At 72.2% G+C, this 26499-nt stretch carries 22 protein-coding genes and 1 pseudogene; 11 read left to right on the top strand and 12 right to left on the bottom strand.

All coding sequences use genetic code 11. The features are described from left to right. Positions 1-269 precede the first annotated feature (269 nt). Positions 270-3275 (top strand): AfsR/SARP family transcriptional regulator, encoded by a 3006-nt coding sequence (locus tag ABT263_RS28630; RefSeq protein WP_352294665.1) that lies wholly within the window; start codon positions 270-272, stop codon positions 3273-3275. A gap of 11 nt (positions 3276-3286) precedes the next feature. Here ABT263_RS28630 and ABT263_RS28625 read toward each other — a convergent pair whose 3' ends face one another. Together ABT263_RS28625 and ABT263_RS28620 are read right to left on the bottom strand one after the other, a co-directional pair. Continuing rightward, positions 3287-3670, bottom strand: coding sequence for a hypothetical protein (locus ABT263_RS28625; RefSeq protein ID WP_352294663.1), 384 nt, complete (start codon positions 3668-3670; stop codon positions 3287-3289). Between the two features lie 227 nt (positions 3671-3897). Continuing rightward, a complete protein-coding gene (locus ABT263_RS28620) occupies positions 3898-4356 on the bottom strand; it encodes a DinB family protein (protein ID WP_329492032.1) in 459 nt (152 codons plus the stop codon). 372 nt (positions 4357-4728) lie between these two features. Here ABT263_RS28620 and ABT263_RS28615 point away from each other — a divergent pair, with 372 nt between their 5' ends. Beyond that, positions 4729-5538: a class I SAM-dependent methyltransferase gene (locus ABT263_RS28615; protein ID WP_352294661.1), complete on the top strand. Its 810-nt coding sequence runs from the start codon at positions 4729-4731 to the stop codon at positions 5536-5538. A gap of 176 nt (positions 5539-5714) precedes the next feature. Next, entirely contained in the window at positions 5715-7130 is a 1416-nt protein-coding gene (locus tag ABT263_RS28610) for a condensation domain-containing protein (RefSeq protein ID WP_352294660.1), read from the top strand. A 66-nt stretch (positions 7131-7196) separates the two neighbouring features. Here the strand turns inward: ABT263_RS28610 and ABT263_RS28605 are convergent, their stop codons facing one another. The 5 genes from ABT263_RS28605 to ABT263_RS28585 all read right to left on the bottom strand — a co-directional run bounded on the left by ABT263_RS28605 (position 7197) and on the right by ABT263_RS28585 (position 12571). After that, entirely contained in the window at positions 7197-8720 is a 1524-nt protein-coding gene (locus tag ABT263_RS28605; RefSeq protein WP_502885878.1) for a M1 family metallopeptidase, read from the bottom strand. Positions 8721-8897: 177 nt separating this feature from the next. Further along, positions 8898-9770, bottom strand: a complete 873-nt coding sequence (locus ABT263_RS28600) for a sulfurtransferase (RefSeq protein ID WP_329486448.1) — start codon at positions 9768-9770, stop codon at positions 8898-8900. A 76-nt stretch (positions 9771-9846) separates the two neighbouring features. Further along, complete coding sequence (locus tag ABT263_RS28595) at positions 9847-10926, bottom strand: class I SAM-dependent methyltransferase (protein WP_352294656.1); 1080 nt, start codon at positions 10924-10926, stop codon at positions 9847-9849. Between the two features lie 264 nt (positions 10927-11190). After that, positions 11191-11517 carry a hypothetical protein gene (locus ABT263_RS28590; protein ID WP_352294654.1) on the bottom strand — a complete coding sequence of 109 codons (327 nt, stop codon included), beginning with the start codon at positions 11515-11517 and terminating at the stop codon, positions 11191-11193. Between the two features lie 151 nt (positions 11518-11668). Next, on the bottom strand, positions 11669-12571 hold the full coding sequence (locus ABT263_RS28585; RefSeq protein WP_352294652.1) for a polysaccharide deacetylase family protein: 903 nt from the start codon (positions 12569-12571) through the stop codon (positions 11669-11671). A gap of 174 nt (positions 12572-12745) precedes the next feature. Here ABT263_RS28585 and ABT263_RS28580 point away from each other — a divergent pair, with 174 nt between their 5' ends. Beyond that, complete coding sequence (locus ABT263_RS28580; protein WP_352294650.1) at positions 12746-13600, top strand: SAM-dependent methyltransferase; 855 nt, start codon at positions 12746-12748, stop codon at positions 13598-13600. A gap of 51 nt (positions 13601-13651) precedes the next feature. On the opposite strand, the gene ABT263_RS28575 is transcribed toward ABT263_RS28580, so the two are convergent. Beyond that, positions 13652-14521: an Fpg/Nei family DNA glycosylase gene (locus tag ABT263_RS28575; RefSeq protein WP_352294648.1), complete on the bottom strand. Its 870-nt coding sequence runs from the start codon at positions 14519-14521 to the stop codon at positions 13652-13654. Between the two features lie 192 nt (positions 14522-14713). On the opposite strand from ABT263_RS28575, the gene ABT263_RS28570 reads away from it, so the two are divergent. The 4 genes from ABT263_RS28570 to ABT263_RS28555 all read left to right on the top strand — a co-directional run bounded on the left by ABT263_RS28570 (position 14714) and on the right by ABT263_RS28555 (position 17491). Next, on the top strand, positions 14714-15184 hold the full coding sequence (locus ABT263_RS28570; protein ID WP_352294646.1) for an SRPBCC family protein: 471 nt from the start codon (positions 14714-14716) through the stop codon (positions 15182-15184). A 98-nt stretch (positions 15185-15282) separates the two neighbouring features. Next, a complete protein-coding gene (locus tag ABT263_RS28565) occupies positions 15283-15942 on the top strand; it encodes a hypothetical protein (RefSeq protein ID WP_352294644.1) in 660 nt (219 codons plus the stop codon). A gap of 95 nt (positions 15943-16037) precedes the next feature. Continuing rightward, positions 16038-16868: a DsbA family protein gene (locus ABT263_RS28560; protein WP_352294642.1), complete on the top strand. Its 831-nt coding sequence runs from the start codon at positions 16038-16040 to the stop codon at positions 16866-16868. Beyond that, complete coding sequence (locus ABT263_RS28555; RefSeq protein ID WP_352294640.1) at positions 16865-17491, top strand: vitamin K epoxide reductase family protein; 627 nt, start codon at positions 16865-16867, stop codon at positions 17489-17491. Before ABT263_RS28560 ends, ABT263_RS28555 begins: the two co-directional genes overlap by 4 nt. Before the next feature lie 74 nt (positions 17492-17565). Here the strand turns inward: ABT263_RS28555 and ABT263_RS28550 are convergent, their stop codons facing one another. After that, complete coding sequence (locus ABT263_RS28550) at positions 17566-18705, bottom strand: tyrosine-type recombinase/integrase (protein WP_352294638.1); 1140 nt, start codon at positions 18703-18705, stop codon at positions 17566-17568. 164 nt (positions 18706-18869) lie between these two features. Beyond that, positions 18870-19190, bottom strand: coding sequence for a helix-turn-helix transcriptional regulator (locus ABT263_RS28545; protein ID WP_352294636.1), 321 nt, complete (start codon positions 19188-19190; stop codon positions 18870-18872). A 1770-nt stretch (positions 19191-20960) separates the two neighbouring features. Here ABT263_RS28545 and ABT263_RS28535 point away from each other — a divergent pair. Continuing rightward, positions 20961-21245 carry a hypothetical protein gene (locus ABT263_RS28535; protein WP_352294693.1) on the top strand — a complete coding sequence of 95 codons (285 nt, stop codon included), beginning with the start codon at positions 20961-20963 and terminating at the stop codon, positions 21243-21245. A gap of 19 nt (positions 21246-21264) precedes the next feature. Further along, positions 21265-21917 (top strand): annotated as a pseudogene (locus tag ABT263_RS28530) (NAD(P)-dependent oxidoreductase); the annotation flags it as partial. 1360 nt (positions 21918-23277) lie between these two features. Here the strand turns inward: ABT263_RS28530 and ABT263_RS28525 are convergent. Both ABT263_RS28525 and ABT263_RS28520 read right to left on the bottom strand, forming a co-directional pair. Then, positions 23278-24105, bottom strand: a complete 828-nt coding sequence (locus tag ABT263_RS28525; RefSeq protein WP_352294634.1) for a hypothetical protein — start codon at positions 24103-24105, stop codon at positions 23278-23280. A 796-nt stretch (positions 24106-24901) separates the two neighbouring features. Then, complete coding sequence (locus tag ABT263_RS28520) at positions 24902-25099, bottom strand: hypothetical protein (RefSeq protein ID WP_352294632.1); 198 nt, start codon at positions 25097-25099, stop codon at positions 24902-24904. Between the two features lie 574 nt (positions 25100-25673). Here ABT263_RS28520 and ABT263_RS28515 point away from each other — a divergent pair. Beyond that, positions 25674-25991 (top strand): hypothetical protein, encoded by a 318-nt coding sequence (locus ABT263_RS28515; protein WP_352294630.1) that lies wholly within the window; start codon positions 25674-25676, stop codon positions 25989-25991. Positions 25992-26499: the final 508 nt, after the last annotated feature.

Raw genomic sequence — 26499 nt, 5'->3', positions numbered from 1 at the left:
GCGCGTCAGGTAGACCTGTCCACCCGGCCTCCCCGGAGGCCGTCGGCGCCCGCAACCACCTGACCGCTCGCCAGTGAATCCCTCGCGAACGGCGGTCGTACGCCGGGCGCCGGAGCGCCGTTCGAGCCGCCGGTGACGGCCGGGGCCGGGATGCTTCGCCGACGTACCGCCGTCCGCCGGGCGGCCCGGACCGCTCGTCGGGCGTGGCTAGACTGCGGCCGAGATGTGGACGAAAAGCTGAGACGATCCGCTTCTACCTGGGGGGATCCGTGTTCATTCGACTGCTGGGGCCGGTGGAACTGCGGGCCGCCGACGGTCGCGCCGTCGAGCCGGCCGGCCCCAAGCGGTGCGCCGTCCTGGCCCTGCTGGCGCTCGAACTCGGCCGCACCGTCCCGGTCGAGCGGCTCTTCGAGCTGCTCTGGGGCGAGGCCCCGCCCGCCCGGGCCCGGGCCGCCGTACAGGGGCACATCGCCGCGCTGCGCAAGCAGATCGCCGACTCCCCCTTCACCCTGCTGACCCGCGCACCCGGCTACCGCCTCGACGGCCCGGCCGAGCTGGTGGACGCGCTGCTCTTCGAGCGGCTCACCGCGCTGGCCGCCGGGGAGTGCGCCCCCGGGGGCGACGAGGCCGCCGTCAAGCTGCTGCGCGAGGCCCTGGACCTCTGGCACGGCGGCACGGCCCTGGCCAACCTGCCCGAGACCGGTCTGCGGCACGCCGTCGCCGACCGGCTCGACCGGCGCCGCACCCGCGCGCTGGAGTGCTGGGCCGAGCGCCTGCTGCGGCTCGGCCGGGGCGCCGACGCCGTCACCGACCTCGACCGCGCCGCCGAGGCAGACGGCCTCCACGAGCCGCTGGCCGCCCTGCTGGTCCGCTGTCTCCACCAGGCGGGCCGCTTCGCCGACGCGCTCACCGCCTACCACCGCACCCGGCGCCGGCTCGCCGAGGAGCTGGGCCTCGCGCCGGGCCGCGCCCTGCAGTCGGCCGTGGACGACATGCTCACCGCCGACCCGGAGCCGACCCCCGCCGCACCCACCTCGCCGCCCGTACCGGTCGACCCGGTCGACCCGCCGGCCCCCCGCCCGGCCGTGAACCAGCTCCCCCGTGCGGCAGCACGGTTCGTCGGCCGCGCGGCCGAGCAGCGCCGGCTGGACGCCGAGTGCGCCGGACCGCACGGCGGCGGCAGCCTCGCCGTCGTGACCGGGCCGGCCGGCGCGGGCAAGACCGCGACCGTGGTCCAGTGGGCGCACGCCGCGGCCGGCGCCTTCCCCGACGGCCTGCTCTTCGCCGACCTGAACGGCTTCGGCCCGGGCCACCGCACCGGCCCGGTCGAGGTGCTGGGCCGGTTCCTCCGCGCCCTCGGCGTGGAGGAGCGTGAGCTGCCGGAGGACCGCTACGCCCGGGCCGCGCTCTACCGGGCGCTGACCGGCCGGCGCCGGCTGCTGGTCGTCCTGGACAACGCCGGTGACGCCGAGGACCTCGCGGACCTGCTGCCGGCCGGGCCCGACTGCGCCACCGTGATCACCAGCCGCAGCTCCCTGGAGGACGTGGTGGTCACCGAGGGGGCCGCCCTGCTGCGGCTCGGCGCGCTGCCGGCCGAGGACGCGCTGGGCCTGCTGGAGCACCTGCTGACCCCGGCCCGGGTCCGGGCCGAGCCGGAGGCCTCGGCCAAGGTCGCCGAGCTCTGCGACCGCCTGCCGCTCGCGCTGCGGATCGCCGCGGCCCGGCTGGCCGCCCAGCCGGGCTGGGCGATCGCCGACCTCGTGCCCGAACTCGCCGACGAGCGCACCCGCCTGCAGACCCTGGACACCCAGGGCGCGATCAGCGTGCGCAGCGCGCTGGGCCTGACGGTCCGCCGGCTCTCGGCCACCGCGGTCCACCTGCTCGCCCTGCTCGCCGCGCACCCGGGCCCGGAGACCGACGCCCACGCGGCCGCCGCCCTGCTGGCCACCGACACCGCCGAGGCCCGGCGGGCACTCGGCTCGCTGGCCGCCCACCACCTGCTCACCGAGGACACCCCGGGCCGCTACCGCCGGCACGACCTGATCCGCCTCTACGGCGCCGAACTCCTCGACGAGCGGCCGGCGTCGGAGCGCGCCGACGCCACCCTGGCACTGGTGGACCACTTCCTGGCGGCCGCCGCGCACGGCGCGGGGCTGCTCCAGCCCGGCCTCGACCCGTTCGGTCCGCCGCCGCTGCCCGGTCCGGCCCGGCCACGGCTGCCCGACGTGCGCGCCGCGCTGGACTGGTTCCGCGCCGAGGAGCCCACCATCCGCGGCCTGGTCACCTCGGCGGCCGACCTCGGCGACCACTGGCGCGCCTGGCGGCTGGCCTACCTGGCCAACTGCCTCTACTACGGCGCCGGCCGCCGGACGGACCGGCTGGCCTGCCTGCGCGCGGGGCTGGAGTCGGCCGTGCTGACCGGCGATCCGGCCGCCGTCGCCTCGATGGAGGCCTCGACGGCCCGCGCGCTGAGCGGCCTCGGGCGGGCCGAGGAGGCCCACCGGCTGGCCCTGCGAGCGGTCACCCGCACCGCGGACGCAGGGGGCGACGTCCATGTGCACGCCCTCACCGTGCTGGCGGTGGCCAGCGCGGCCCGCGGCGAGCACGCCGAGGCCGTCCGGCTGGGCGAGCGGGCGATCGCCCTGGCCGGCGCGCACGGCCTCGCGGAGCACGCGCCCTTCGCGTTCAGCAACACCGCCGCTCTGCACGGCTTCGCCGGGGACGCCGGGCAGGCCCTGCGCCGGGCCCGGGAGGCCCGGGCGCTGCTCGCGGAGCACCCGCAGGCGACGTACCACCTGTCCGCCATGGTCAACGAGGCGCACGCGCTCCAGCAGCTCCGCCGCCCGGCCGAGGCCGGACGGGCCTGGCGGGAGACCATGGAACGCTGTCGCGCCGCCGGCGCCGTCCATCTGGAGGCGGTGGCGGAGCGCCACTACGCCGACTTCCTGCTGGACGCCGACCGTCCGGTGGAGGCCGCCTCGCACCTGCGGTCCGCGCACTGCCTGTACGAGCGGCTCGGGGACGCCGGCGTCGCCCGGCAGCTGGAGCGCCGGCTGGCCACGCTGGCCGGCGCGGTCACCGTGGCGCCGTCCGCCCGGCGGGCGTTACCGGCCGCGTCCGGTGCCTGCCGGAGCCGGCCGCACGACCGCGGCAGCCCGTGCGGAGGGGTCCCGCGGCACCCGGAGGCCGGGCTGCGCCGGAGCGCGGTGACGGTCCGGCGGGCCTGCCGGTCCGGCGACCACCACCGGGCCGCCGCCCGGCCGGGCCGGGTCTAGGACGGCCCGGTCTAGGACGGCCCGGCGTCCCCGGCCAGCTCGGCGATCAGCTCCTGCACGCCGTCCTCGCCGAACCGGTGCAGCAGCGTCGCCACCCACTCCACCACCTCGGCCCGCTCCAGCGGCGCCCACCCGGGCGCGGACGGGTGCTCGTCGACCACCAGCGCCTCGGCGACCAGGCGCAGCCCGTCCGGCACCGGCAGCAGCCGTGAGCCGTCCAGTCCGCGCAGGGCGAGCCGCCGGGCCGCCGCCGCGACCTCCGCGCCGCCGGCCGGCGGCGCCGGTAGCCCGTGGCCGCACCCCGCTTCGCCCGTCGGCGCCTCCTCCCGGGGCTCCGCGGCCAACCAGGAGGCGATCAGCTCCCGGATCTCCGGCTCGTCCGCCATCTCCACCATGCCAGCAAGCATGCCAGCGCCTCGCTCGGTCATCATCACCGTCATGTGAACGAGAACGGCTGCCACCCCGTGCAGCGTTCAACTACGTCCGCGACCTGCGCGGGACCACCTCGCCCGCCCCCGGCGCCGTGGCGGACCGGCCGTCGGCCACCCCGCCCGGGCGGCGGTGGTCCGTACACACCCCGTCACCCGCCCGGGTCGTTCCGCGCGCCCCGGTGGGAGCGCCGCTACGCGCCGACCGTTCCGTCGATCGCCTCGCGCAGGAAGTCGGCGTGCCCGTTGTGCCGGGCGTACTCGTGGATCAGGTGCAGCATCACCAGTCGCAGCGACACGTCCGCGCCCCACTTCGGCATGTAACCCGTGACGTCCAGCGACTCCGCCTCCCGCTCGATCCGCCGGGCGTGCTCGACCTCCGCCGTCCAGGCCGCGAACGCCTCGCCGCGGTCGGCGGCGGCCGCGTCGTACGCCACCTGGAAGTCGCCCTCCGGGGACCAGACGAGCGGGACGTCCTCCCGGCCGATCACCCGGCGGAACCACGTCCGCTCCACCTCGGCCATGTGCCGCACCAGCCCGAGCAGGCTCAGCGTGGACGGCGGGCTCGACAGCTGCTTCAACTGCTCCTCGGTCAGCCCCTCGCACTTCATCGCCAGGGTCGCCCGGTGGTAGTCCAGGAAGGCGCGCAGCATCTCGCGCTCGCCCCCGGTCAGCGGCGGAGCGACCCGTGCGTCGGTCGTCCCGGTGGTCGCGGTCGTCGTCGTCGCGGTGGTCGCGGTCGTCGCGGTCGTCTCGGTCGTCTCGGTCATCTCGGTCTCCCGGTCGGGTGGGTGCGGGCACCCCGGCCGGGCACCGCTCCCATCCCAGGCCCATCCCGGCCCCGCTGTCCACCCGATATTCCCGTCCGCCCCGCACCGCGGGCCCGGCCCCGTCAACACGCCGTCACTCGCCGTACCTCCCAGGCCTCATTCGTCACGGTCCGCGTTCGGACGCCGACCGGTTTGGGTACGTACCTCGGCGCGCCCGAGGTCCGGGCGCCCGCCTCACGAGGAAGCCGAGCAGCGATGGACCAGAACCGCATTCCCGCGACCGTCCGACGGACGTACGGCGTCGACGACCTGAGTCAGGCCCCCAGCTTCGCGGGCGGATTCATCAACTTCGGCGACTGGAGCGGCATCGACACCGACGCACCCACCCCGGAGGACCGCATCCGCAGCCAGGAGGAGCTGTACCGCCGGGTGCTGCGCACGTTCCCGGCCCCCACCGAGCGGCTGCGGCTGGCCGAGGTGGGCTGCGGCCGCGGCCTCGGCGCGGCCCTCGCGCTCTGCGAGTTCCGCTTCGCCGCGGTGACGGGCGTCGACATCCACCCGGACCAGGTCGAGCGCGCCCGCGCGGTCAACGCCCGCGCGCTGGCGACGTTCCCGGACCGCCTCGCCTACAGCCTGGGCGCGGCGGACGACCTGCCCTTCCCGGACGCCGCCCTGGACGGCCTCTACTCCGTGGAGGCGGCCCAGCACTTCCGTGAACTGACCGGCTTCGCCCGCGAGTCGGCCCGGGTGCTGCGCCCCGGCGGCCGACTGGCCGTGACGACCTTCTTCAGCTCCGGCCCGGAGGTCGCCGAGCGGCTGAGCATCCTGCTCGGCAGCTTCGCCGACGGCCTCGACGTCGCCCACCCGCTCACCGCCTTCACCGACGACCTCACCGCCGCCGGCTTCACCGACGTCACCGCCGAGTCGATCGGCACCGCCGTCTGGCCCGGCCTGGACCGCTACCTGAAGGACACCGTGCCGCCCGGCCACTGGACCCGCAACTTCCTCGCCGCCTGGCAGAGCGGCCTGCTCGACTACCACCTCGTCACCGCCACCCGCGTCTGACCGCACCGCACCGGGCGGCGCCCCCGGCCGAAATCCGAGGCTCGACGTGACCATGACGGTGCGCCACACTCTTCCCTTGGCAACACACGCGCTCCCACCGCACCGACCGCCCCATGCCGAGGAGGCGACGCAGCCGCACCGCGCCGCTTCCACCACCGCACATCGGAGAGCACACGGTGACCACGAGTCAGCAACTGGAGATCGACTTCTCGTCCGGCAGATCCGGCACGGGACCGGCCACCTGGGGCCAGCAGGCCATCTGGGACGCCGTGGGCCGGCTGGCTCCGGCCGACGCGCCGCGCTACAACATCACGGCCTCCGCCCCGCTGGACCCGGGCCTGCCGGTGGCGGCCGTGCTGGGCGCCCTGGAGGGCCTGCTCCAGCTGCACGACTCGCTGCGCACCCGGCTCGTCGAGGACGACCGGGGGCGGCTGCGGCAGATCGTCGACCCGGCCGGCCGGCTGACCGTGCACACCCGCCGGTGCGACGGCGACGCGGCCGACCCCGCCGCGGTCGGCGCCGCCCTGCACGAGGAGTTGGCGGCGCTGCCCTTCGACTGCACCGCGCAGTGGCCGATACGCGTCGGCCTGGTCGAGACGGCCGGGCTGGTCCGGCACATGGCGCTCGTCCTCTCCCACACGGCGCTGGACGGCGCGGGCATGGGCCTGCTGGTGCTGGACCTCAGCGAGCTGGCGCAGGGCGCCTCGGTGGAAGCCATCAGCACGCTCCGCGGCGCCCAGCAGCCGCTCGAAGAGGCGGAGTTCCAGACCTCCGCGCGCGGTCTGCGGCGCGATGTGAACGCCCGCGCCCATGTGGTGCGCAAGCTACGGCTGGGGCCGCCGCGGCTCTTCCCGCCCGCCGCGACCGACGCGCCGGAGCCCTTCCCGAACGCCGTGCTCAGCTCCCCGGCGCTGCTCCGGGCGGTCGACACGGTCGCGGCCGGCCACCGGGCGAGCACGTCCTCGGTGCTGCTCGCCGCGGTGGCGGTGATGACCGCGCGGCTCTCCGGCTCTCCGGACGCGGTGCTCCAGGTGATCGTCAACAACCGGTTCCTGCCCGGGCTGGCCTCCGCGGTGAGCCCGGTGGCCGGCGACGGCCTGTTCCATCTGCCGGACGCGGACGGCGAGTTCGGCGACGCCGTCCGCCGCACCCATGCCGCCTCGATCGCCACCTACCGGCACGCCTACTACAACAAGCACCTGCTGGACGAGGAGATCGCCCGGCTGACCGCCGAGCACGGCCCGCTCGCCGACCGCTCCTGCGTCTTCAACGACACCCGCGACCTGCTCCCGTCGATGCTCGCCGCACCCGACCCCGGGCCCGACTCCGAGCCCGGGCCCGAGCCCGACCCGGGAGCAGGGGTGGCCGACGCCGGCACCACCCTCACCTGGCCGGTCGAGTTCCCGCCGCGCCCCGGCCTCTCCTACGCCCTGGACGCGCTCCAGACCCCGGACGCGCTCCAGCTCGCGATGACGGCGGACAGCTCGGTGCTCCCCCGCCCCGCGATGGAGCGGTTCCTCTACGGCGTCGAGGCCCTGATCCTCAGCGAGGCCCGGGCGCTGGCCCCGGCCCCGGCCGTGCCCGCCTCCTGACCCCCCGCGCCGCCGCCGCGCACGGGGGCCCGGCCGACCGCTCCACCGGTCGGCCGGGCCGGTGCGTCAGTGCCGCTGCTCGTGGACCGAGTTGGTCTCCTGGATCTTCTTCCACGACTTCGGTTCCGGCAGCTGCGCCTTGGCCGTCGGCGCCAGGGCGGGCGCGCCGGCCGCCCCGGGCGCCGACGCCGCCGGGACGCCCGCCGAGGAGAGGGCCGGCTTCGAGTCGGTGAACAGCCAGATGTTGAACAGCTCCCCGAGCGGCTTGCCGGAGATCCGCTCGGCGAAGGCCTGGAACTGCGGGATGGTGGCGTTCCCGTAGCGGCGCTCGGTCGGCCACCCCTTCAGGATCTTGAAGAACTTCTCGTCACCGACGGCGTTGCGCAGCGCCTGGATGGCCACCGCACCCCGGTCGTAGACGGCTCCGGCGAACTGGTGGTCCGGCCCCGGGTCGCCCGGCCTGACCGTCCAGAAGGCGTCGCCGGCCGGGTAGAAGGAGTAGACGTAGTCGGCGAGTTCCTGCGCGGTGCCCTCGTTCTCGTGCTCGGACCAGAGCCACTGCGCGTAGCGGGCGAAGCCCTCGTTGAGCCAGATGTCGCTCCAGCGCTGGACGGAGACGCTGTCGCCGTACCACTGGTGGGCCAGCTCGTGCACGACGACGGCGGTGTTGGCGCCGCGCGAGAACTGCGCGGGGCTGTAGAACACCTGGGTCTGGGTCTCCAGGGCGTAGCCGGTCCGCACGTTGGGGACGTAGCCGCCGACCGAGTCGAACGGGTACGCGCCGAAGTAGCCGCTCAGCCAGTCCACCACCTCGCCGGTCCGCTCGACGCTGGCCCGCGCCGCGCCGTCGTTGTCGCCGAGGTCCTTGCTGTAGGCGGTGGTGACCGGCAGCCCACCGGGCGTGGTGTCGGTCCTGATGTCGAACTTGCCGATCGCCAGGGTGGCCAGATAGGTCGCCTGCGGCTTGGCCTCGCGCCAGTTGTAGCGCGTCCAGCCGGCCTTGGAGCTCTGGCCGGTCAGCAGGCCGTTGCTGATCGCCTGGGTGCCGTCGGGCACCAGGACGGAGACGTCGAAGGTGGCCTTGTCGGTGGGGTGGTCGTTGCTCGGGAACCACCAGGGCGCGCTCTCCGGCTCGTTGGCCGCGACGCCGCCGTCGGGGGTGCGCAGCCAGGCGGAGAAGCCGTCGCGCTTCACCTCGCCGGGCTTGTCCGCGTAGCGGACCACCACGGTCACCGGGCTGCCCTTGGCGAGCGGCCGGGCCGGGGTGATCTCCAGCTCCGACTCGCCGGTGGCGGCGAACGCGGCGGGGCGGCCGTTGACCAGGATCTCCTTGACGCCGAGCACGAAGTCCAGGTTGAACCGGGTGAGGTCCTGGGTCGTGGTGGCGAGGATGGTGGTGGTGCCTTCCAGTTCGTCGGTCACGGGCTGGTATTTGAGTCGGATGTCGTAGTGCGAGACGTTGTACCCGCCGTTGCCGGCGTTGGGGTAGTAGGTGTCGCCGATGCCCGCGGCGCCCGGGCCGCCCTGGGCGGCGGAGGCGGGGACGGTCAGCAGCAGGGCGAGCGCGCCGGCGGCGGCGGGGACGAGCATTCTCTTGCGCAAGGCGGTCTCCGGGGTCACTGGGACAGTGGGTCGGATCGATCCCTGTCCCGGCGGGCCCCGGCCCACTCCTCCGGGATGAAATGTTCATGAGAAGAAATGAGCCGACATGGCGCCGCCGCGCGCCCGTCACCCGCCGACCGCTCGCGACCCGGACCCGACCCGGCCTCACGCCCCCAGCGCCACGGGTGCCCGCACCAGCGAGCCGTACTCCGTCCACGAGCCGTCGTAGTTCTTCACGTCCGGGTACCCGAGCAGCTCGGTGAGCGCGAACCAGGTGTGCGCCGAGCGCTCCCCGATCCGGCAGTACGCGATCACCTCGCGGTCCCGGGAGACCCCCTGCCCGCCGTACAGCGCGCGCAGCTCCTCGGCGGACCGGAAGGTGCCGTCGTCGTTGGCCGCCTGCGACCAGGGGATGTTGACCGCGCCGGGGATGTGCCCGGGCACCTGCGCCTGCTCCCGCGGCAGGTGCGGCGGGGCCAGTGCCTCGCCCCGGTACTCGGCCGGCGAGCGGACGTCGACCAGGACGGCGTCGGTGCCGGGCTTGGCGAACACCTCGGCCGTGGCCAGCACCTCGTCGCGCAGCGCCCGCACCTCGGGGTGTTCGGGCCCGCTCAGCCGGAGGGCGCTGTGCTGGTAGTCCATCACCTCCTGGCTGAGCTCCCGCTCCTCCAGCTCCCACTTCTTGCGTCCGCCGTCGAGCAGCCGCACCGGTCCGAAGCCGCGCAGCCGCAGCAGCCAGTAGGCGTAGGCGGCGAACCAGTTGTTGTTGCCGCCGTACAGCACCACGGTGGTGTCGTCCTCCACGTCGGCCGCGCGCAGCAGCTGCTGCACGCCCTCGCGGTCGGCGTAGTCGCGGCCCACCCGGCTGTGCAGGTCGGTGGTCCAGTTCCAGCCCACCGCTCCGGGGATGTGCCCCTGCCCGTACGCCGTGGTGTCCTCGTCCACCTCGACGATGCGGACGGTGCCGTCGTCGAGGTGCCGGGCGAGCCACTCGGTGGGGACCAGCGCCTCGGGGTGTGCGTAGCCGTTGCCGGTCATCGCTGCCCTCCTTCACTCGGACTCTTCGAACCTACGTCCGACCGCAGAGCCCGGCCACCCCCGCCCGCCGCGGCCCCTACCCCTCGGCTCCGGCCGGCCGCACCACGTAGTACAGGTTGAGCACGTCGCCCTCGACCCGCTTCGTCTCCACCGCGCCGAACCCGGCCTCGGCGAGCATCCGGCGGGCCGTCTGCTCGCCCCAGACCGTGCCCAGCCCCGCACCGCCCTCACCGAGCGAGACCGTCATGCAGTAGAAGGTCGACAGCGCGTACAGCGCCGGGGCGAGCGGGTGGTCGATGTTCTCCTCCAGCCGGCTGCTGGCGGCGATGTCGCCCATCAGGAAGACGCCGTCCGGCCGCAGCGCACCGGCGACGGCGGCCAGCGTCCGGGCCGGGCGGGCCAGGTCGTGGATCACGTCGAAGGCGGTGACCAGGTCGTAGGAGCCGGTGAGCGCGGCGGAGTCGGCGACCTCGAAGCGGGCGTTGGCCAGGCCCAGCTCGGCGGCCTCGGCCCGCGCCGCCTCGATGCCGGCCTCCGAGATGTCGACCCCGGTGCAGCGGCTCTCGGGGAAGGCCCGGGCGATCAGGTTGACGGCGTGGCCCTGCCCGGTGCCGATGTCGAGGGTGTCGATCCCGGCCCGCAGGCGCTCGGTCAGCCCGGGCACGAGCGGGAGGATGGCCTCCACCAGGGCCACGTCGTACACCCGCCGCGACTCCTCGCCCTGCAGGGCCTGGAACCGCGGGTACGCCGAGTAGGGCACCCCGCCGCCCTTCCGGAAGGCCTCCACCACCTGCTGCTCGACCTCGCCCATCAGCGCCAGGTACTGCATCAGCCCGGCCATGTTGTCCGGACCGGCCGCCCTGGTCAGGGAGGCCGCGTGCTCCGGCGGCAGCGCGTAGGTGGACCGCTGCGGGTCGTAGTCGACGATCCCGCCGACCACCATGGCACCCAGCCACTCCCGGACGTAGCGCTCGTTCAGCCCGCCGGCGCGGGCGATCTCCTCACTGGTCGAGGGGGCGAGCCCGGCCATGGTGTCGAAAAGCTCGGTCTGGTGGCCGATGCTGGCCATGAATCCCAGGCAGGCGTCGTTCAGCAGCCGCAGGGTGCGCCCCGCGAACTCCTCCTGTTCCACCGGGTCGAGTGCCGATGCCGACATCGTTCCTCCTCCGCGGTCGGAGCGGACGAAAACCCTCCCCTCGTCACGCTACGCCGCCCGCCCGCGTTCCCCCACAGCTCGGGTGGCGCCGCGCCCCGGGAGCGGGCGGACCGGACGTCGATCGTCCCGGCCCAGCGCGGCCGGAGCGGCTCCGGGCGGACAGCCCGGCGATTGGTGTCGACCAGGCCGCTCCCGGTGTCGGCCCACCGGAACGGTCTCAGCCAATCGCCGAGCTGTCCCGCACGTCGCCGGGATCGGGCGGCTTCAGGAGAAGACCACGGACCGCAGGTGGAGCCGGTTGCCGAGCTTCGTGCCCGGGTCCATCACGCGGAAGACGTCGCCGTCGCAATCGAACTCCAGGAAGACCGTGGCGGTCGAGGTGGTGAGGTTCTCGGGCGCGAAGGCCGCATGCTCATCGGTCGCTCCGAAGAGGTTGATGCACTCGCCGCTCACCGGGTCGGCCATCCCCGCCTGGGTGCCGCGTCCGACCTTGTACAGGAAGTCACCGGTGGCGGCGCCGGCGGAGGTCGGCACGGCGAGGACGAGGGCGACCGCGCTGGCGGCGGCGAGAACGGTGTTGCGCAGACGCATGGGATGAGCCCTTTCAGGCGGTACTCGGTGGTACCTGGGGAATTGATGCGCTATCACCCTAGAGGCCCAGGAATCGCAGAAACGGTTCTCCCAATCCACCCTTTCGAGTGGTTTAGCAGGGAAAGCCTCTACCTTCCCCTCCATGCGCCTTTCAGCCCGGCGGCGCGGTGAAGTAGTACCCGGAGTCGATCAGTACCGGCAGGTACGTCTTCAGCGCGGCCACCGTCTGCGAACGGTCCCCGCCGCCGTCGTGGTTGAGCACGATCGCACCCGGCCGCACGTCCTTCAGGATCCGGTCGGTGATCACGGCCGTGCCCGGCCGGGCCCAGTCGCGCGGATCCACCGACCAGGCCATGTTCCGCATCCCGAGGTCGGCGGCGATCTTGAGCGACGATGTCGACCAGTCACCGCCCGGCGCGCGGAACCAGGTCGGAGGCTTGCCGGTGGCCTTGTTCAGCAGGTCCGAGGTGCGCTCCAGCTCGTCCTTGATCTTGGCATCGGAGAGGTTCCGCAGGTCGGCGTGGGTCCAGGTGTGGTTGGCGATGTGGTGACCGCGGGCGGCGATCTCCCGGACCAGGTCGGGGTACTGGACGGCGTTCTCGCCGATCAGGAAGAAGGTGGCCCGGATCCGGTACTGCTCCAGCAGGGCCAGCACGGTCGGGGTGTGCCGCGGGTCCGGGCCGTCGTCGATGGTGAGGGCCACCACCTTCCGCTCGGCGTCGAGTTCGTACACGGGTTTGCTCTCGGCGGACGTCAGCTTCCGGGGCGCGGCGACCGGCGAGCCGGAGGCGACGGGAGCGGAGGGCGCCGCGGAGGGCGGGGCAGAAGAGGCAGAAGAGGCCGCGGGGGCCGAAGAGGCCGAGGGTCCCGAGGAGGCGGCGGCGGGCACGGCGGCGGGCCCGTCCGAGGCCGCACTGGCGGCCTCGGCACCCGGCGCGGCGGCGGCCGCGCCGTCCACCCCCTCCGACCCCCGGCAACCGGCGACCCCGAGCAGCGACATCCCGGCCGCGACCAGTAGCAATCTACGCGAAGTAATCTGACGATCAGACAGCATGATCGATGCTTCCCCCGCGAACCGTCACGCCTCCCACCGGCAACTCCGACGGCCCCCAGCATCACTCCGACGGCGCAGCCCCACCGCACCCCGGCGGACCGGGTGACCACCGCCCCGGCCGGACCGCTACGCTGACCTCCCCAGTGTGATGATCTGTCTTCAGAGGACGTGGCCATGACGACAAGTCAGGACTTCTCCGACCAGGCCCAGGACGACGCCGTCGAGCTGAGCGAGTGGCAGCGCTTCGGCGTCGACACCAGCGCTCCGCACTCCGCACGCGTGTACGACTACTGGCTGGGCGGGAAGACCAACTTCCCGCCGGACCGCGCCATGGGACAGGCCATCGAGCAGGCCGTCCCCAGCGTGAAGGCGATGGCCAAGGAGAACCGGGCGTTCCAGGGCCGCGCCGTCCGCCACCTGGCCCGGGAGCAGGGCATCCGGCAGTTCCTCGACCTCGGCACCGGCATCCCCACCTCGCCCAACACCCACGAGATCGCCGAGGCGGTCAGCCCCGGCACCCGGGTGGTCTACGTCGACAACGACCCGATCGTGCTCGCCCACGCCCGGGCACTGATGGTCTCCACGCCCGCCAGCCGCACCACCTACATCCACGCCGACCTGGGCAAGCCCGCCGAACTGCTCGGCGACCCGGCGCTCACCTCCACGCTGGACCTCGACCGTCCGGTCGGCCTGCTGATGATCGCCGTCCTGATGCTGGTCGCCGACGAGGACGACCCGTGGGCCAAGGTCGCCGCGCTGCGCGACGCGTTGCCCAGCGGGAGCTGCCTGGCGCTCACCCACCCCACCCAGGACTTCGACCCGGAGAGCGTCGCCAAGGTCGCGGAGGCGGCCCGGGCCGGCGGGATGACCCTCGTCCCGCGCACCCGTGACGAGGTCGCCGCGTTCTTCGACGGCTGGGAGCTGATCGAGCCCGGGGTCGCCCCGGTGATGGGCTGGCGCCCGGACGGCGAGCCGCCGGCCGACCCGACCGCCGCCTACTACTGGGGCGGCGTCGCCCGCAAGCCGTAGGCGCACCCGTCGGCAACCCCGGGGCGGACCGGTCCCGGGGGTTGCCGCCCGCTACTTCAGCAGCCTCGACAGCCGCCGGTCCGCGAGCGGTTTGCCGCCGGTCTGGCAGGTGGGGCAGTACTGCAGCGAGGAATCAGCGAACGACACCTCGCGCACGGTGTCCCCGCAGACCGGGCACGGCTGCCCGGTCCGGCCGTGCACCCGCAGGCCGAGCTTCTTCTCCACCTTGAGGTCCCCCGCCGCCAGCCCGCGGGAGCGCTCCACCGCGTCGCGCAGGGTGGCGCCGAGCGCCTCGAACAGCCGGACCGTCTCGTCCTCCGTCAGGCTCGACGCCAGCTTGTACGGCGACATCCGGGCCGCGTGCAGCACCTCGTCCGAGTAGGCGTTGCCGACCCCGGCCAGCACGCCCTGGTCCCGCAGCACACCCTTCAGCCGGCGGCGCTCGCCGCTCAGCAGGGCGGTGAAGTCCGCCAGGGTGAAGCCCGGGTCCAGCGGGTCCGGGCCGAGCCGGGCGACACCGGGAACGGCGGCCGGGTCCGTCACCACGTACACCGCGAGCCCCTTCTTGGTGCCCGCCTCGGTGAGGTCGAAGCCGTCCCCGTCGGGCCCCTCCAGCCGCACCCGCAGGGCCAGCGGGTTCTTCCCGCCCGGGCGCGGGGGCTCGGCCGGGAGGCTGTCCTTCCACCGGAGCCAGCCGGCCCGGGCCAGGTGGACGACCAGGTGCAGGCCACCGGCCTCGATGTCGAGGAACTTCCCGTGCCGGGTGACGGGGCCGACCGTGCGCCCCTCCAGCGCCGTCACCGGCGGGTCGTAGGTCTTCAGGGCGCTGATGGCCACCGGCTGCACCCGGGCGATCACCCGCCCGGTCAACCGCTCGGACAGGAAGGCGCTGAGGGCCTCGACCTCGGGCAGCTCCGGCATGCGCCCAGTCTCGCGCAGACCTCCGGCCCCCGCCCGCCGGTCGCCTCCCGGTCGTCCGGTCCTCCCGGTCCTCCCGGCCGTCCCGGTTGTCCGGTTACCGCCGCTCTCGTTGCCCCGCGGCGGCCGGTGGGCGCAGGCTGGAGGTGCCCCGCACCACCGCAGCGCCCGAGCCCGGGAAGGTCCGGCCCCCTCATGAGCACGCTCGAAGAGCAGATCGACATCGATGCCCCGGTGCTGGCGGCCTGGGAGCAGTTGCACCGGGTCCACGACTACCCGCGGTTCGTGGGCGGGGTGCGCAGCGCCTACCCGCACGGCACCAGCCTCGCGCACCTCGGGGTGGAGATCGGCGGGACCGAGCGCGACGTCGAGACCGAGATCACCGACCGGGGCCGGGGCCGGGTGATGGCCTGGCGGACGCTGAACGGCCCGCGGCTGCACGGCGCGTTCGCGCTGCTCCCGCTGGACCGGAGCCACACCCGGCTGCAGATCCGCGTCGAGTACGACCCGGAGACGGTGCAGCAGGTGTTCGGCGGGCCGCGCGGCTTCGCCCAGGCCGGGGCGATCGAGCGGGTGGTCCGGGCCGACCTGGAGCTGTTCCGGGAGATCGTCGAGGCCCGGACGGCCGCCGCCCGCTCCGGTCCGGCTGCCGAGGGCCCTCGATAAGGATCGAATAAGCCCAGCTCAGAGCCGGTGGTGAGGATCTTCACAGGAGTCCGTCGGCCAGGTCGTCCACCGTTCAACCTGTGGCAGACTCGGATGCCATGAGTACCGGCCCGGCCACCAGGACGCTTCGCGCGGCGATCTTCGCCGCGCTGGTCGTGCTGCTCGCCGGGTTCGGCCAGGTGCTGGTCACCGGACGCCCGCTGCCGCTCGGCACGCTGGCCGTGGCCGGCGGCGCCGTCTTCGCGGTGGCGTTCGCCCTGGCCGGATCCGAGCGCGGCTTCCCGGCGATCGCGGCGGTCTTCCTGCCGCTGGAGCTGGGTCTGAGCGCGCTGTTCGACTTCGCCCAGAGCACCTGCCCCTCGCTCCCGCCCGGCTCCGCGCGCGGCTTCGAGCCGCTGCTGTGCGGCGGGGGCTCGCTCGGCGGGGTCCTGCTGGGCCACGGTGTCTCCCGGTCCGCCGGCCTGCTGGTGCTGCTGGCACTGCACGGCGCGATCGCCCTGGCCGCCGCCTTCTGGCTGCGCCGCGCGGACGCCGCGCTGAGCGCGTTCGCCGCCTCCGCCCGGGTGCTGGGCGACTTCGCCCGGCGCTTCCCGGCCGCCGCCGGCCACTGGCTGCTGCTGCTCGCGGCGCCCGTCCCGGCCCGGCCGCTGGTGCGGATGCCGTTCCCGCGCGCCAGCCGCGTGCGCGTCCCCGTCGAGGACGTGCTGCTCAGCCCCGCCGTCCGCCGTGGGCCTCCGGTGCCCGTCCCGGCCTGCTGAGAGCACTCTCCCGAGCGTTTCCCGGCCGGTCGTTCTCGCCGCGCGCCCGTGCGCGCCCGCCCGTCACCGACCGAGAGCACAGGACGACACCCGCCATGAGCAAGAAGCCCCAGCCGATCAACGCCAGGACGACGAACACCCGGGCCGCCAGGAGCGAGGCCCGGCGCGCCGCCACCGAGCGGATGCGCGAGGAGCGCGAGCGCACCGATCGGGCGGCGAGGATCCGCCGCCGCACGATCGTCGGCGCCGCCTCCGCCGCCGTGCTGGCGCTCGCCGCCGGTGTGGCCTTCGCCGTCGGGGGCTCCTCCGGCCCGGCCGACACCGCCGCCGCCGGGCCGCTGGTCGTCCCCGCCAACGCGGGCGGCGCCGACGGCACCGTGATCACCTACGGCAAGGCCGACGCCCCGCACACCCTGGAGATCTACGAGGACTTCCGCTGCCCGTACTGCGAGCAGCTGGAGACCACCAACGGCAAGACCGTCCAGCAGCTCGCCGACGACGGCACCTACAAGATCGAGTACCACCTGGCGACGTTCCTGGACCAGGGCCTGGGCGGCAAGGGCTCGCGCACCGCCCTGGCCGCCGCCGGGGCGGCGCTCAACGAGGGCGTCGACAAGTTCAAGCAGTTCCACGACGTGCTGTACGCCAACCAGCCCGACGAGCGCAACGACGGCTTCGCCGACGTGAACCGGCTGCTGGACCTCGCCGAGCAGGTCCCGGGTCTGAAGACGGACGCCTTCGTGAAGGCCGTCCAGGACGGCACCTACGCCCCGTGGGCCAGTCAGGTGAACAAGGCCTTCGACAAGAGCGGGGTCACCGGCACCCCCACGATGAAGCTGGACGGTACCAAGCTCGACGTCTTCACGAACGGCGCGCCCGTCACTCCCGAGCGCTTCACCGCGATGGTCAAGCAGGTGACCGGGTGACGGCCGCCGGTACGGTCGCCGCACCCGCGCGCGGCCACGGCGCGAGCCGGCCGTTCGCGCTCCTGCTGCTGATCGGCGGCGCGATCGGGATCTTCGCCTCGGCCGTCCTCACACTGGACAAGATCCGGCTGCTGGAGGACCCGTCGTACGTCCCCAACTGCAACATCAACCCGATCATCAGCTGCGGCTCGATCATGCGCAGCGACCAGGCCGAGGCCTTCGGCTTCCCCAACTCGCTGCTGGGCCTGGTCGGCTTCGCCGTGGTGATCGCGATCGGCGCCGGCCTGCTGGCCGGGGCGACGTACCGGCGCTGGTTCTGGCTCGGCCTCCAGGCCGGGACGGTGTTCGGGATCGGTTTCGTGACCTGGCTGATGTACCAGGCGCTGTACCGGATCGGCGCGCTCTGCCCGTACTGCATGGTGGTCTGGGCCACCATGATCCCGCTGTTCTGGTACACCACCCTGCACAATCTGCGCACCGGCGTGATCCCGACCCCGCGCGGCCTGCGCCCGGTGGTGCGGGAGGCCGCCCGCTACCACTGGGTGGTGCCGGCGCTCTGGTACGCGGTGATCGTGCTGCTGATCCTCGACCGGTTCTGGTACTACTGGCGGACGCTTCTGTGAACCGCGCTGAGCTGCGCAAATATCGCCGAATCAACCCGGCGGGGCATTTTCGGGGCACAGTGGCCCCGCCGGGCTTACACAGCCGTCAGATCCCCGCCCGGAGCGGGCACATCAGCCGCAAACAGCGCCCTGCTGATCGCGGCGCGTGCCCGCTCATCACTCTTGGGCATGAGGTGCACGTAGGTCCGCAAAGTGAAGGCCTCGTCGGCGTGCCCCAGGTATGCGGCGAGGTCCTTGATCGAGCAGCCGCCGTCGACCAGTGCGGCAGCGAAGGCGTGCCGTAGGGCGTGCATACCGTCCTCCGGGGATGCCTCGAACTTCTGCGCCCTGATCGGCGGCGGGATCACGCCCGCAGTGACAAGTGCCGGCTTCCAGACCGTCAGATTGAACGTGGATCGGTGAAGCGCACCCCCATCGAGGCCCGTGAACAGGAGACGAAATGACTTCGCCTTTGCCGCTGCGGTGGCCCACGGGAGCGCGACGCGCACCGGGGGGAAGTCGGCAATGTGCTGAGCCAGCTTTTCGGCGAGAACGTCATCCATCGGAACTTCGCGCGTCTTTCCTCCCTTCGGAAGAGCGAACACCTTGGCACCGGTCCCGAGAAGCTTCACCTGCTGGCGAATTCTGATTATGCGACGACGGAAGTCGATGTCAGACTCCGCAATTCCGAATATCTCGCCCTGTCGAAGCCCCGCACCGAATCCGATCCACCCTGCTGCACGGAATCCCTCGGGCAGCCCGAGAATAACCGAATGGACTCTATGGAACTCCCACGGAACCAGCCGCCTGGGAGGAATTTTCGGCTTTGCCACAGAACGCGATTGGCAAGGATTCCTCTTGATCAGTCGATCTTCAACAGCAGCCGAGAAGATCGATGAAAGAGCAATGAAGAGATTATATCGGTATCCGACCGAAATTCCCTTGGCTTCCAACTGCTTGAGGAAAGCCTGGACGATAGACGGGCGACGCTCCACTTCGCCGAGCTCAAAGTCCCCCATTCCGGGGATGATGTGGATCCGCACATATCTTTCGCGATTCTCGGCGGTCGATTCGTCTCCACCCTGAACCGAGAGCCACTCGGAGGCCCATGCCTTGACCGTGGTTCGCGAGTCCCGGGGGTCGACGTAGTCGCCTTCCGCGAGGTCGTTGGTGATCGCTGCTGCATGGCGCTCCGCCTCACCCTTGTCCTCGAACCGCTTCTTCGGTAGCGCCACGCCCGCGTTGTTCCAGCCCCGCACCTCCCATCGGCTGCCGACACCGTGAGCGGCCGTAGGTACCCTCCGATGCTCTCGGCACACCTTCTCGCCGGGTCGTGGATGACTCTTGTGATGGCGGTCACTCACGTGAGCTTTCCCCATGCTGATTCCTTCCGCTTTTCTTACACCCCGGAACGGCGCGGGCCAGTGACCCGGCGAAGTCCCGGAACGAACCCGTCGGCCGCCCCCAGGGACAGAAAGGTTCCAACATCTGCCAGTCGGTAACGCACGCGGCCTCCGATGCGCCCAAGGCGGATCGGCCTGGGACCCTTGCCTTGCGAGCGCCAGTTCCGGAGCGTCTTCGGGCATATTCCGATCAGCGCGGCTGTCTCTTCCGTCGTCAGGTAACGGTCGCCCTGACCGACACGCTCTCCGGCAGTGCCAAACTCTGTCTTACTGAGCTGTCGCGCTGCCTTCAGCGGTTCCCTACCGTGCAGTGTCATTCCTTTCCCTAGAGGCGTGATCGCGCGATCTACGACGACAAGCTATGCCAGGTCGCATCCATGATCCAAGCGATCTCAGATTTATTTTCAGGAACCCGCAGACCTTCAGCACCCTCCGTGCGTGGAGCGCGCCCACCCGCGCCCACGGAATCCCGGCCGTCGTAAGTCACGCGATCCAGGATCGAATCCACCAGGATGGGCCGCCTGGTCGTCATGCCGTCGGCCTCGGACCCCAGGCCTTCCTCAGCACGGCCCTCGACGTCACCACCGGTCGGACCTCGGCGACCGACCTATCACCAAGCTCATCGCCAGAGGCTTGGAGGCCTGGGTACGTGGGCGGGGTCCCGCAACCTCAGTCAGCGTCAAAGCGTGGCACTGAAGTGCAGGTTCGCGCCAACTGTCCCGGGCGGACGGGACCAGCGGTAGCCCGAGCGGCCGTCCTGGCCTGCCTGCTCGGCGCTTTCCGGGCCGAACTGAAGAAGGTGGTGTGTGACGCTCGCGAGGCGGCGGTGGCGGAGTCACGGATCCAGGACGGTGTGCCACGGCCGAACTGTCCGTACCAGCCCATCCTGGACACGGTGCCGATGGTGTACCGGCCGTCCTGGCCCACCTGTTCGGCGTCCTCGCGGGCGAGCGCGTGCAGGCTGTAGCTGACCTCGGCCAGGACGTCGGGGAGTGCACGGTGAACTGTCCGGTATCGACTTCGTGAGCGGTCCAGCAATCAGCGGGCGGGTCAGGGCATCGCCCCGGTGGAGGGTGTAGTCGGGCAAGGAACCTCGCAGGATGGGGGCCAGTAGGCGGCGCATGGCCTTTCGGCGGCGCACAGAAAGGCCCGCGACGTGGTACGCCGGCGGGCCTGGAGAGACCATAGGCGCCGCAATATCTCCCGTGCAAGGAATTCACGTATATCCGTGAATTCCTTGCACGGGAGATATGTGGACCCTTAGCATGTTCACCGACGCCGAGAGCGCCTTGACCAGCACCGATGGAAGCGGGAACTTCCGCCGGTTACTGCGGGCGCCTATCTCTCGGGGTGTTATTCGACCCTCTCACCGCTGCGCCGGCACGCCTTTGGACGAGCCGCCCGCGCACCACATGATCGGAGTTCCACGTGACGGGAACCAACCTGCCCTTCTGCTCTTTCGCCCGCTCGCCGGGCACCGGCCGAAAGGGTGCGGCCGACCGGCGGGCCGCTTGAAGAAGGTCGCCGCCGGTCTCGGCGTCGCCGTTCTCCTGACCCCGTTCGCGCTGATCCTTCCCCTGGCGATCGTCACCGCCAAGGACGCCTCCGCCGCGTGCTCGGCCTCGGACAGTCCACAGGCTGTGGACGCGGCGGCCGTCGAGGCGGCGGTCAAGCAGATCCTGGGCGGCCAGGTCGGGCCGACCACTGCGGTGCCGGGCCTGGATCTGCCGAGCGTGCAGATCCGCCACCGGCGTTGCCCTGCAGGTCCCTCCCCGGGGCCAGGTGATCGCGCTGGCCACCGCCATGCAGGACTCCCGGCTGCGGAACCTGAACGGCGGCGACCGCGACTCGCTAGGCCTCTTCCAGCAGCGCCCGTCCCAGGGCTGGGGTCCGCCGAGCAGATCATGGACCCGGTGTACGCGAGCACATCCTTCCGCGGGGTTGAGCGCTCGCTCGCCCCAGTCGGCGCGCAGCGCCGCGTCACGGTGGTTGACAGGACGTGGAGGCCGCCCGGACGCTCACCCACGGATCCCGGCATCGCCCGCACCAGCGCGCACGCAGCCGAGCTCGGTACAGCGCTCAAGGGCGTGAACCACGCACTGCTGCTGCCGGTCAGCACTCCACTGATCCACCACGTCGTGCCCGGCCTTCTGGACGCCGTCGAGCAGGCCACCTGTCACAAGCTCGGCGACGGCAAGGTCCAGCGTGCCCGCTCCGACCCGTGCGAGCCCTGCCCCGAGCAGCTCATCGGTGAGCTGGCCGCCGAGGGCGACCCGGTCCTGGGCGTCGACACCGGGCAGGCCGAGCGGCTCGGGGCCCGGCTGCTGTTCCACCTGGCGGCGCCGGCTGCGCCGATCCCGCAGCACCTGTGAACCCCCCGAGTCTCCCAATTACAGCCCACGCGCAGTTGCCAAACACGCGTGGGCCCTCGCCCTGGCCGCCAACCCCCGCCTCACCCGCGCCGCCAACCGCTCCCGCGAGTTCGACTTCCGCCTCGACCGCCTCCTCGGCCGCGACATCCACGGCATGACCATCGGCGTCATCGGCACCGGCAAGATCGGCGAGTGCTTCGCCCGCATCGCCGCCGAATTCCGCACCCGCCTCCTCGCACCGAACTCCCCGAGCTCCTGACCCGCGCCGACCTCGTCAGCCTCCACGTGCCCCTGCTGCCCGCCACCCACCACCTCATCGACACGGCCGCCCTCGCCCGGATGAAGGACGACGCGATCCTGGTCAACTCCAGCCGCGGCGGCCTCGTCGACAGCGCCGCCCTGGTCGAGGTGCTGCGCGCCGGGCACCTCTCCGGCGTCGGCCTCGACGTCTACGAGGAGGAGACCGGCGTCTTCTTCACCGACCGCTCGATCGAGGGCATCACCAACGACACCCTCGCCCGCCTGGTCACCTTCCCCCAGGTCCTCGTCACCAGCCACCAGGCCTACTTCACCCGCACCGCCGTCGGCCAGATCATCGGCACCACCGTCCGCAACATAGACGACTACGCCGCCGGCCGCACCAACGAAAACACCCTCGTCCCGAAACCCTGACCGGCGGCTCGGAACGCCTCTGACGTTCACGAAGCCATGCCATACGTCAACACAACCGAATCCCTACCGTTAGGAAGACAACGGCCGACGATTTTCGACCGGGACCACCTCATGGCTCAACTCTGCACGGGCTGCCGACCGCGCCCCCTGACCCATAAATGCTGCCGACACTCATCACAGTGGAGGCAGCGAAGGCTCCGGGTATCCAACTTCCCACCTCCGGCTGTCATGGAGAACCCCTTGACCCCCAGTCAAGGGGTTCAACTATTGTCGACAGCCGCGGCCTTCGGGTCTCGGCTCTCTTGTTGCTCAACTGCGCTGAAGACATGGGAAGTTGATGCTCATCATGGAGATCCACGGTCGACATGGCTCGAATCCGCGCGATGCGCAATCGGGTTCAAGTTCGTACATAGATGCCCGTTATCGCCCACGGGCGCTCATGGGCGCTCACCGGGCGCGGTCCCAGGCTGGTCCCCAAATGGTCCCCAGGGTCCCGGACCGGCATTGGTCACTGCGAGTAGCAGCAATCTGTCGGCCCTTCAGAAGGACCCGCCCGCCTACCGCTGCAGCCCATCGTGCATTGCCACTGGCCAGCCCTGGCGCCCCGGGCGGATCAAGGTCGACTACCCACTGGCTACGGTTGGTGACCTTCCGGGCGGTGTGTCGTCTTGAGCGTGTCCTCGCCGGCTGGTCCTGACGTGCCTCGCGCACCGCCCCGCACGCTCTGCCGCCACTCCCGGCCGAGCAGCGAGCCTTGGACCAGGGTCACCGCGTTCAAGAAGGAGAAACACACATGGGGCAGCGTGCGCAGCGGGGCAGGGTGTACCGGCGGTGCGGGTGCCGGGACGAGGGCGGTTCGGCAGCCTGGGCCGAGGCCGTCGGCCGGCCCCGCCGGGATGCCGGCATCGGCACGAGGCCCGCGTCCGAAACCCTTCGCGCCCCATGGTCGATTGCCGACGTTCCGTCAGTTCATATCGGAGGGCGCTGCTGCATCAGAGGGCGGAACGGGCCGCGAGGGGCGGCCCGCCGACGGGAGGGGAGCCGTCGACGGATGCTTGGCCGGCACTGGCCGCTCCTGCTCTGCGCGCCTGCTCCTCACCTCATCGGCTCCGACTCCTCACCGACTCCTGGGCCGCGGCGCTTTCACCAGCGTCCGCCCTTTGCGCCGACCCGCCGCCCGCCATTGGTGGTACCACGCCCGATCACGCAGGCCGGCGCGCGACTTCCCCCGGTCGGTCGCCGGGAGATTGTCCACGGCGGGCCCGGACTGCACGGCGGTTGAGGAGGCAGACACGGAGTGGCCGCGGCGCCACGCTGGATGTGCCGGCCCCTACCTGCGGCCGGAGACTTGTGGGGCTGGTCAGAAGGGCGAGTTCCACGTGATGATTACTGCTCCGTCGCCGCCCTTGGTTCCGTTGGTGCCTACGTCGCCGATGATTCCGTAACCGGAGTCGTCGCCTTTGTAGCCGGGGTCGGCGGCACTGCCGGCATTCGGTTCGAAGAACCCGCCATTACCTCCGTCGCCGCCGCTTCCTCCACGTCCGCCGTCACCGCCTGAGCCGCCGGCTCCATACAGAGAGCCCACCGCGCCGCCCTTCCCGCCCTCCCCGTAGGAGCCACCAATCCCGCCCGGCCCGCCCTTGCCGATGTTGTGCACGGGACTCTTCTTCCCGACCTCCCCGTCCATGCCCGCATCGCCAGCAGCTCCGGCCTTGCCGGCATCACCCGGGATCTTGGTGACAGTGGTTCCTGCAATCCCTTCACAGGTGTTGGAGGTACTGGTGCTGGCGGCACCTCCAGGCCCGCCCGCTCCGAACAACCTCGCACCGGCACCACCCGCGCCGGGTGCGCCGCTTCCGGTGTCGCCGTTGGTCCCCCCGCCCCCGGGCTTGCTGGCGTGCCCGGCCTTGCCCGGCGCTCCGCCCTTGCCACCCTCCGCAGAGGCCAGGGTCGCGGGAAGAGGGACGGTGTCGAGGATGCTGGTAACGCGAGTTACAGCGCTCGCTCCCCCGTCGTATCCGCGGAGCCCGTCGTTTCCCCTCTTCCCGGGGCTTCCGTCAGCGCCACCACCGAAGAAGGTGTCGTTGCCCTTGGCCCACATGCCGCCCTCTCCGCCGGTGCCGCGCTCACCGCCTGCTCCGCCGGCCCCGACAACAATGGTCAGCGTCTCCGGCGGCTCCACCTTCACCTGGCACGTCACGTACGCGCCGCTGCCCGCGCCACCGCCACCACCACCGCCCGAAGCGCCGCCGCCACCACCGCCACCACCGTCCTTCCTGATGATTCCGGCCCGTCCGCCGTTACCCCCACCGCCGCCGCTGGCGCCCCCACCCCCACCGCCGCCGCCACCACCGCCGCCACCACCGGCCCACAGGGTCAAAGTGATCGAATCCACGAATTTGGGGACGCTCCACTCCCAGCGGCCCGGTCCCCACTGCTCCTGTCTCTCCCCGGCAGCGTGAGCAGGTGAGACCACCGCCAGCGGAAGTACCACCCCCGACAGGAACACGACCCCGGCCACCGCACCAGGCGACAAGAACCGACGCGGCGAGGCCGACTCCCGCGACGACGAAGAACCCGCGCCGACAGGCGGGACACCGCGTGAACCGCGAAGGAGGAACGAAGACACAGGCACTCCTGACTGGTTGAAGGCTTCCGTCCTCCAGTAGGGCCCCAGCGGCGCATGACTGCAAGTCAGGCGCCCTGCAGGGATGATCGTGTCACCGGAGCCGACCGCGAGCCGTGGCCTGACTCCCACCCCCGACGGCGCCAGGGCCTCCTCGCCCGCCCACAGCTCGGGCTCCACGAACGGCCGGCCGGGCCGTCCACCGGGCAGCCACCCGGACGAGGCAGCCCAGAGGCCCCTCGCAGTCCCCGCTCTGGCAGCCGGTTCGCCGTCGTGCGCTCGGGGTGCTCGCCACCGCGGCGACTCCAGATCCCGCCTTTCACCTTCGACCAAGGACCGCGGCTGTGCGGGGTGTGCCTCACCAAGTTCGCCCGGCACCGCCCGCCGGGTGGCGGTGGCCGACCACACCGGTGGCATCACGGTGACGCCGGCTGTTCCTCAGTCGCCAGAGGTCTTCCAGGTAGGGCTGGTGGACGGTGCGGGCGGCCTCCTGTGCGGTGGCGCGCAGGACAGCCTGCTGAGTGGCGGCGTCGCCGAGGAAGTAGCCCGCGTACACCGCGACCCAGCCGTCGCCGCCGTCCAGGCCTCGCTCGACCCCGATGTCCTTCCGGCGCTGCGGGCAGCGTCGTGTCCCCCGGTCGCTTCTCCCCGGGGGACAGACCTGCGGGGCCGGAGCCCGGGTCCGGGGCGGCGGCCGCGGGGCGGGAACCGGGGACGGCGGCCGGCGCCGTCCCGACCGTCCTCGGGGCGTCGCCGGGGACGGCGCGGGTTTCACCCTGGGGGGGTTCAGCTGGCGCCGTGGCACCTTGTCCCGCCGTCGGGGTCTGGGTCGGACGCTCGGCGGGCATCCGCTCGGCCAGCTCCCAGCGGCGCCGCATCACCAGGTAGCCGGCATGGAGGACGTCAGTGACCGCTTGGCGCGCAAAGGGGGCCGACTCACCTTCCTGGCTGTTCGTGGGCGGCGGGCGGCGGCCACGAAGGTGCCGCCTCGGGTGTCAGAGCCGCTTGCCGCGCAATGTTGCTGTTCTAGTGGTGTCGTCGACATTGAGGGGAACCCGTGATTGCCTGACCACGCTGGGTCATGGGAAGCTCCCAGTGGCCGGCAGGAAGCCGGTCGGTGAGGAGAGACCATGTCGGAGAACACGCCCGACTCCAAGGGGCCGGCCCCGGCGACACTCGGGACCGCAGCGACCCAGCCTTCGCTCGTCCGGGCCGATCAGGTCAAGCCCGAGGACATCGCGACGCTGGCAATCGAGTACCGGGATGGCGTCCCAGTGATCGTGGCGAGCGGTGGGACGTTCGTTCCGGCGACTGTCCGTGTGGAGGACAGTTCCGGAAACGTAGCCCGCTCGGCCGCCTACGTGGGTTCCCAGCTCACCGATCTCGGCTTTACCTTCCACAAGGATGTGAGTTATTGGCAGCTGGACCTCGACATCCGACCCCGCTGATCGCATACCCTCGGTTGCACCTGCGCTAGCAAGCGGTAGGGGCGGTGCGGTGTCGTGAGGCTGAGCAGATGCGGTGCCGGCTTTTTCAGTCGTCTCTTTGCTAGCGGACCGGGTACTTGGCCAGGGCCAGACGGACCCTTCGGGGGGGTGGGCCTTGCCCTGACTGTCGGTGCTGTGTTCTTCGATCCGGAGCTGGGTGATGCCGGGTTGTGCGTTGACCCGGATGTTGGTGAGTCGGACGTGCAGGTCGTCGGTGTTGACGGTGGCAGTTCCGCCACTGGCGGGGCGAGGGTGAAGGCCTTACGGCGTTCCTGCAGCACAACGCGGAGCAGTACGCCGACCAGCTGGGCGACCCGTTCGAGGTCCTGCTCGGCACCGGCATGCGCCGCGGCGAGGTCCTGGCCCTGGACTATTGTCCTGCGCCGGAGATCCGTCGTTAGATCTTGCATGAGTGATTCTCCGGATGCGCCGGTGCGCCGTCGCGGTCCCGCGTTGGAGCCGTTGTTGC

This window comes from Kitasatospora sp. NPDC001603 (assembly GCF_040298365.1).
In the GTDB taxonomy this organism is placed as follows: Bacteria; Actinomycetota; Actinomycetes; order Streptomycetales; family Streptomycetaceae; genus Kitasatospora.
The sequence above is the reverse complement of the archived record's forward strand: the minus strand, read 5'-3'. Positions and strand labels throughout refer to the sequence as shown.

Excerpts from the sequence above, each read along its gene's own strand:
- ABT263_RS28625 (WP_352294663.1), bottom strand. The coding sequence starts at position 3,670 with ATGGTGGAGATGGCGGACGAGCCGGAGATCCGGGAGCTGATCGCCTCC.
- ABT263_RS28620 (WP_329492032.1), bottom strand. The coding sequence starts at position 4,356 with ATGCTGCGCGCCTTCCTGGACTACCACCGGGCGACCCTGGCGATGAAG.
- ABT263_RS28615 (WP_352294661.1), top strand. The coding sequence starts at position 4,729 with ATGGACCAGAACCGCATTCCCGCGACCGTCCGACGGACGTACGGCGTC.
- ABT263_RS28605 (WP_502885878.1), bottom strand. The coding sequence starts at position 8,720 with ATGCTCGTCCCCGCCGCCGCCGGCGCGCTCGCCCTGCTGCTGACCGTC.
- ABT263_RS28600 (WP_329486448.1), bottom strand. The coding sequence starts at position 9,770 with ATGACCGGCAACGGCTACGCACACCCCGAGGCGCTGGTCCCCACCGAG.
- ABT263_RS28595 (WP_352294656.1), bottom strand. The coding sequence starts at position 10,926 with ATGTCGGCATCGGCACTCGACCCGGTGGAACAGGAGGAGTTCGCGGGG.
- ABT263_RS28590 (WP_352294654.1), bottom strand. The coding sequence starts at position 11,517 with ATGCGTCTGCGCAACACCGTTCTCGCCGCCGCCAGCGCGGTCGCCCTC.
- ABT263_RS28585 (WP_352294652.1), bottom strand. The coding sequence starts at position 12,571 with ATGCTGTCTGATCGTCAGATTACTTCGCGTAGATTGCTACTGGTCGCG.
- ABT263_RS28580 (WP_352294650.1), top strand. The coding sequence starts at position 12,746 with ATGACGACAAGTCAGGACTTCTCCGACCAGGCCCAGGACGACGCCGTC.
- ABT263_RS28575 (WP_352294648.1), bottom strand. The coding sequence starts at position 14,521 with ATGCCGGAGCTGCCCGAGGTCGAGGCCCTCAGCGCCTTCCTGTCCGAG.
- ABT263_RS28570 (WP_352294646.1), top strand. The coding sequence starts at position 14,714 with ATGAGCACGCTCGAAGAGCAGATCGACATCGATGCCCCGGTGCTGGCG.
- ABT263_RS28565 (WP_352294644.1), top strand. The coding sequence starts at position 15,283 with ATGAGTACCGGCCCGGCCACCAGGACGCTTCGCGCGGCGATCTTCGCC.
- ABT263_RS28560 (WP_352294642.1), top strand. The coding sequence starts at position 16,038 with ATGAGCAAGAAGCCCCAGCCGATCAACGCCAGGACGACGAACACCCGG.
- ABT263_RS28545 (WP_352294636.1), bottom strand. The coding sequence starts at position 19,190 with ATGACACTGCACGGTAGGGAACCGCTGAAGGCAGCGCGACAGCTCAGT.
- ABT263_RS28515 (WP_352294630.1), top strand. The coding sequence starts at position 25,674 with ATGTCGGAGAACACGCCCGACTCCAAGGGGCCGGCCCCGGCGACACTC.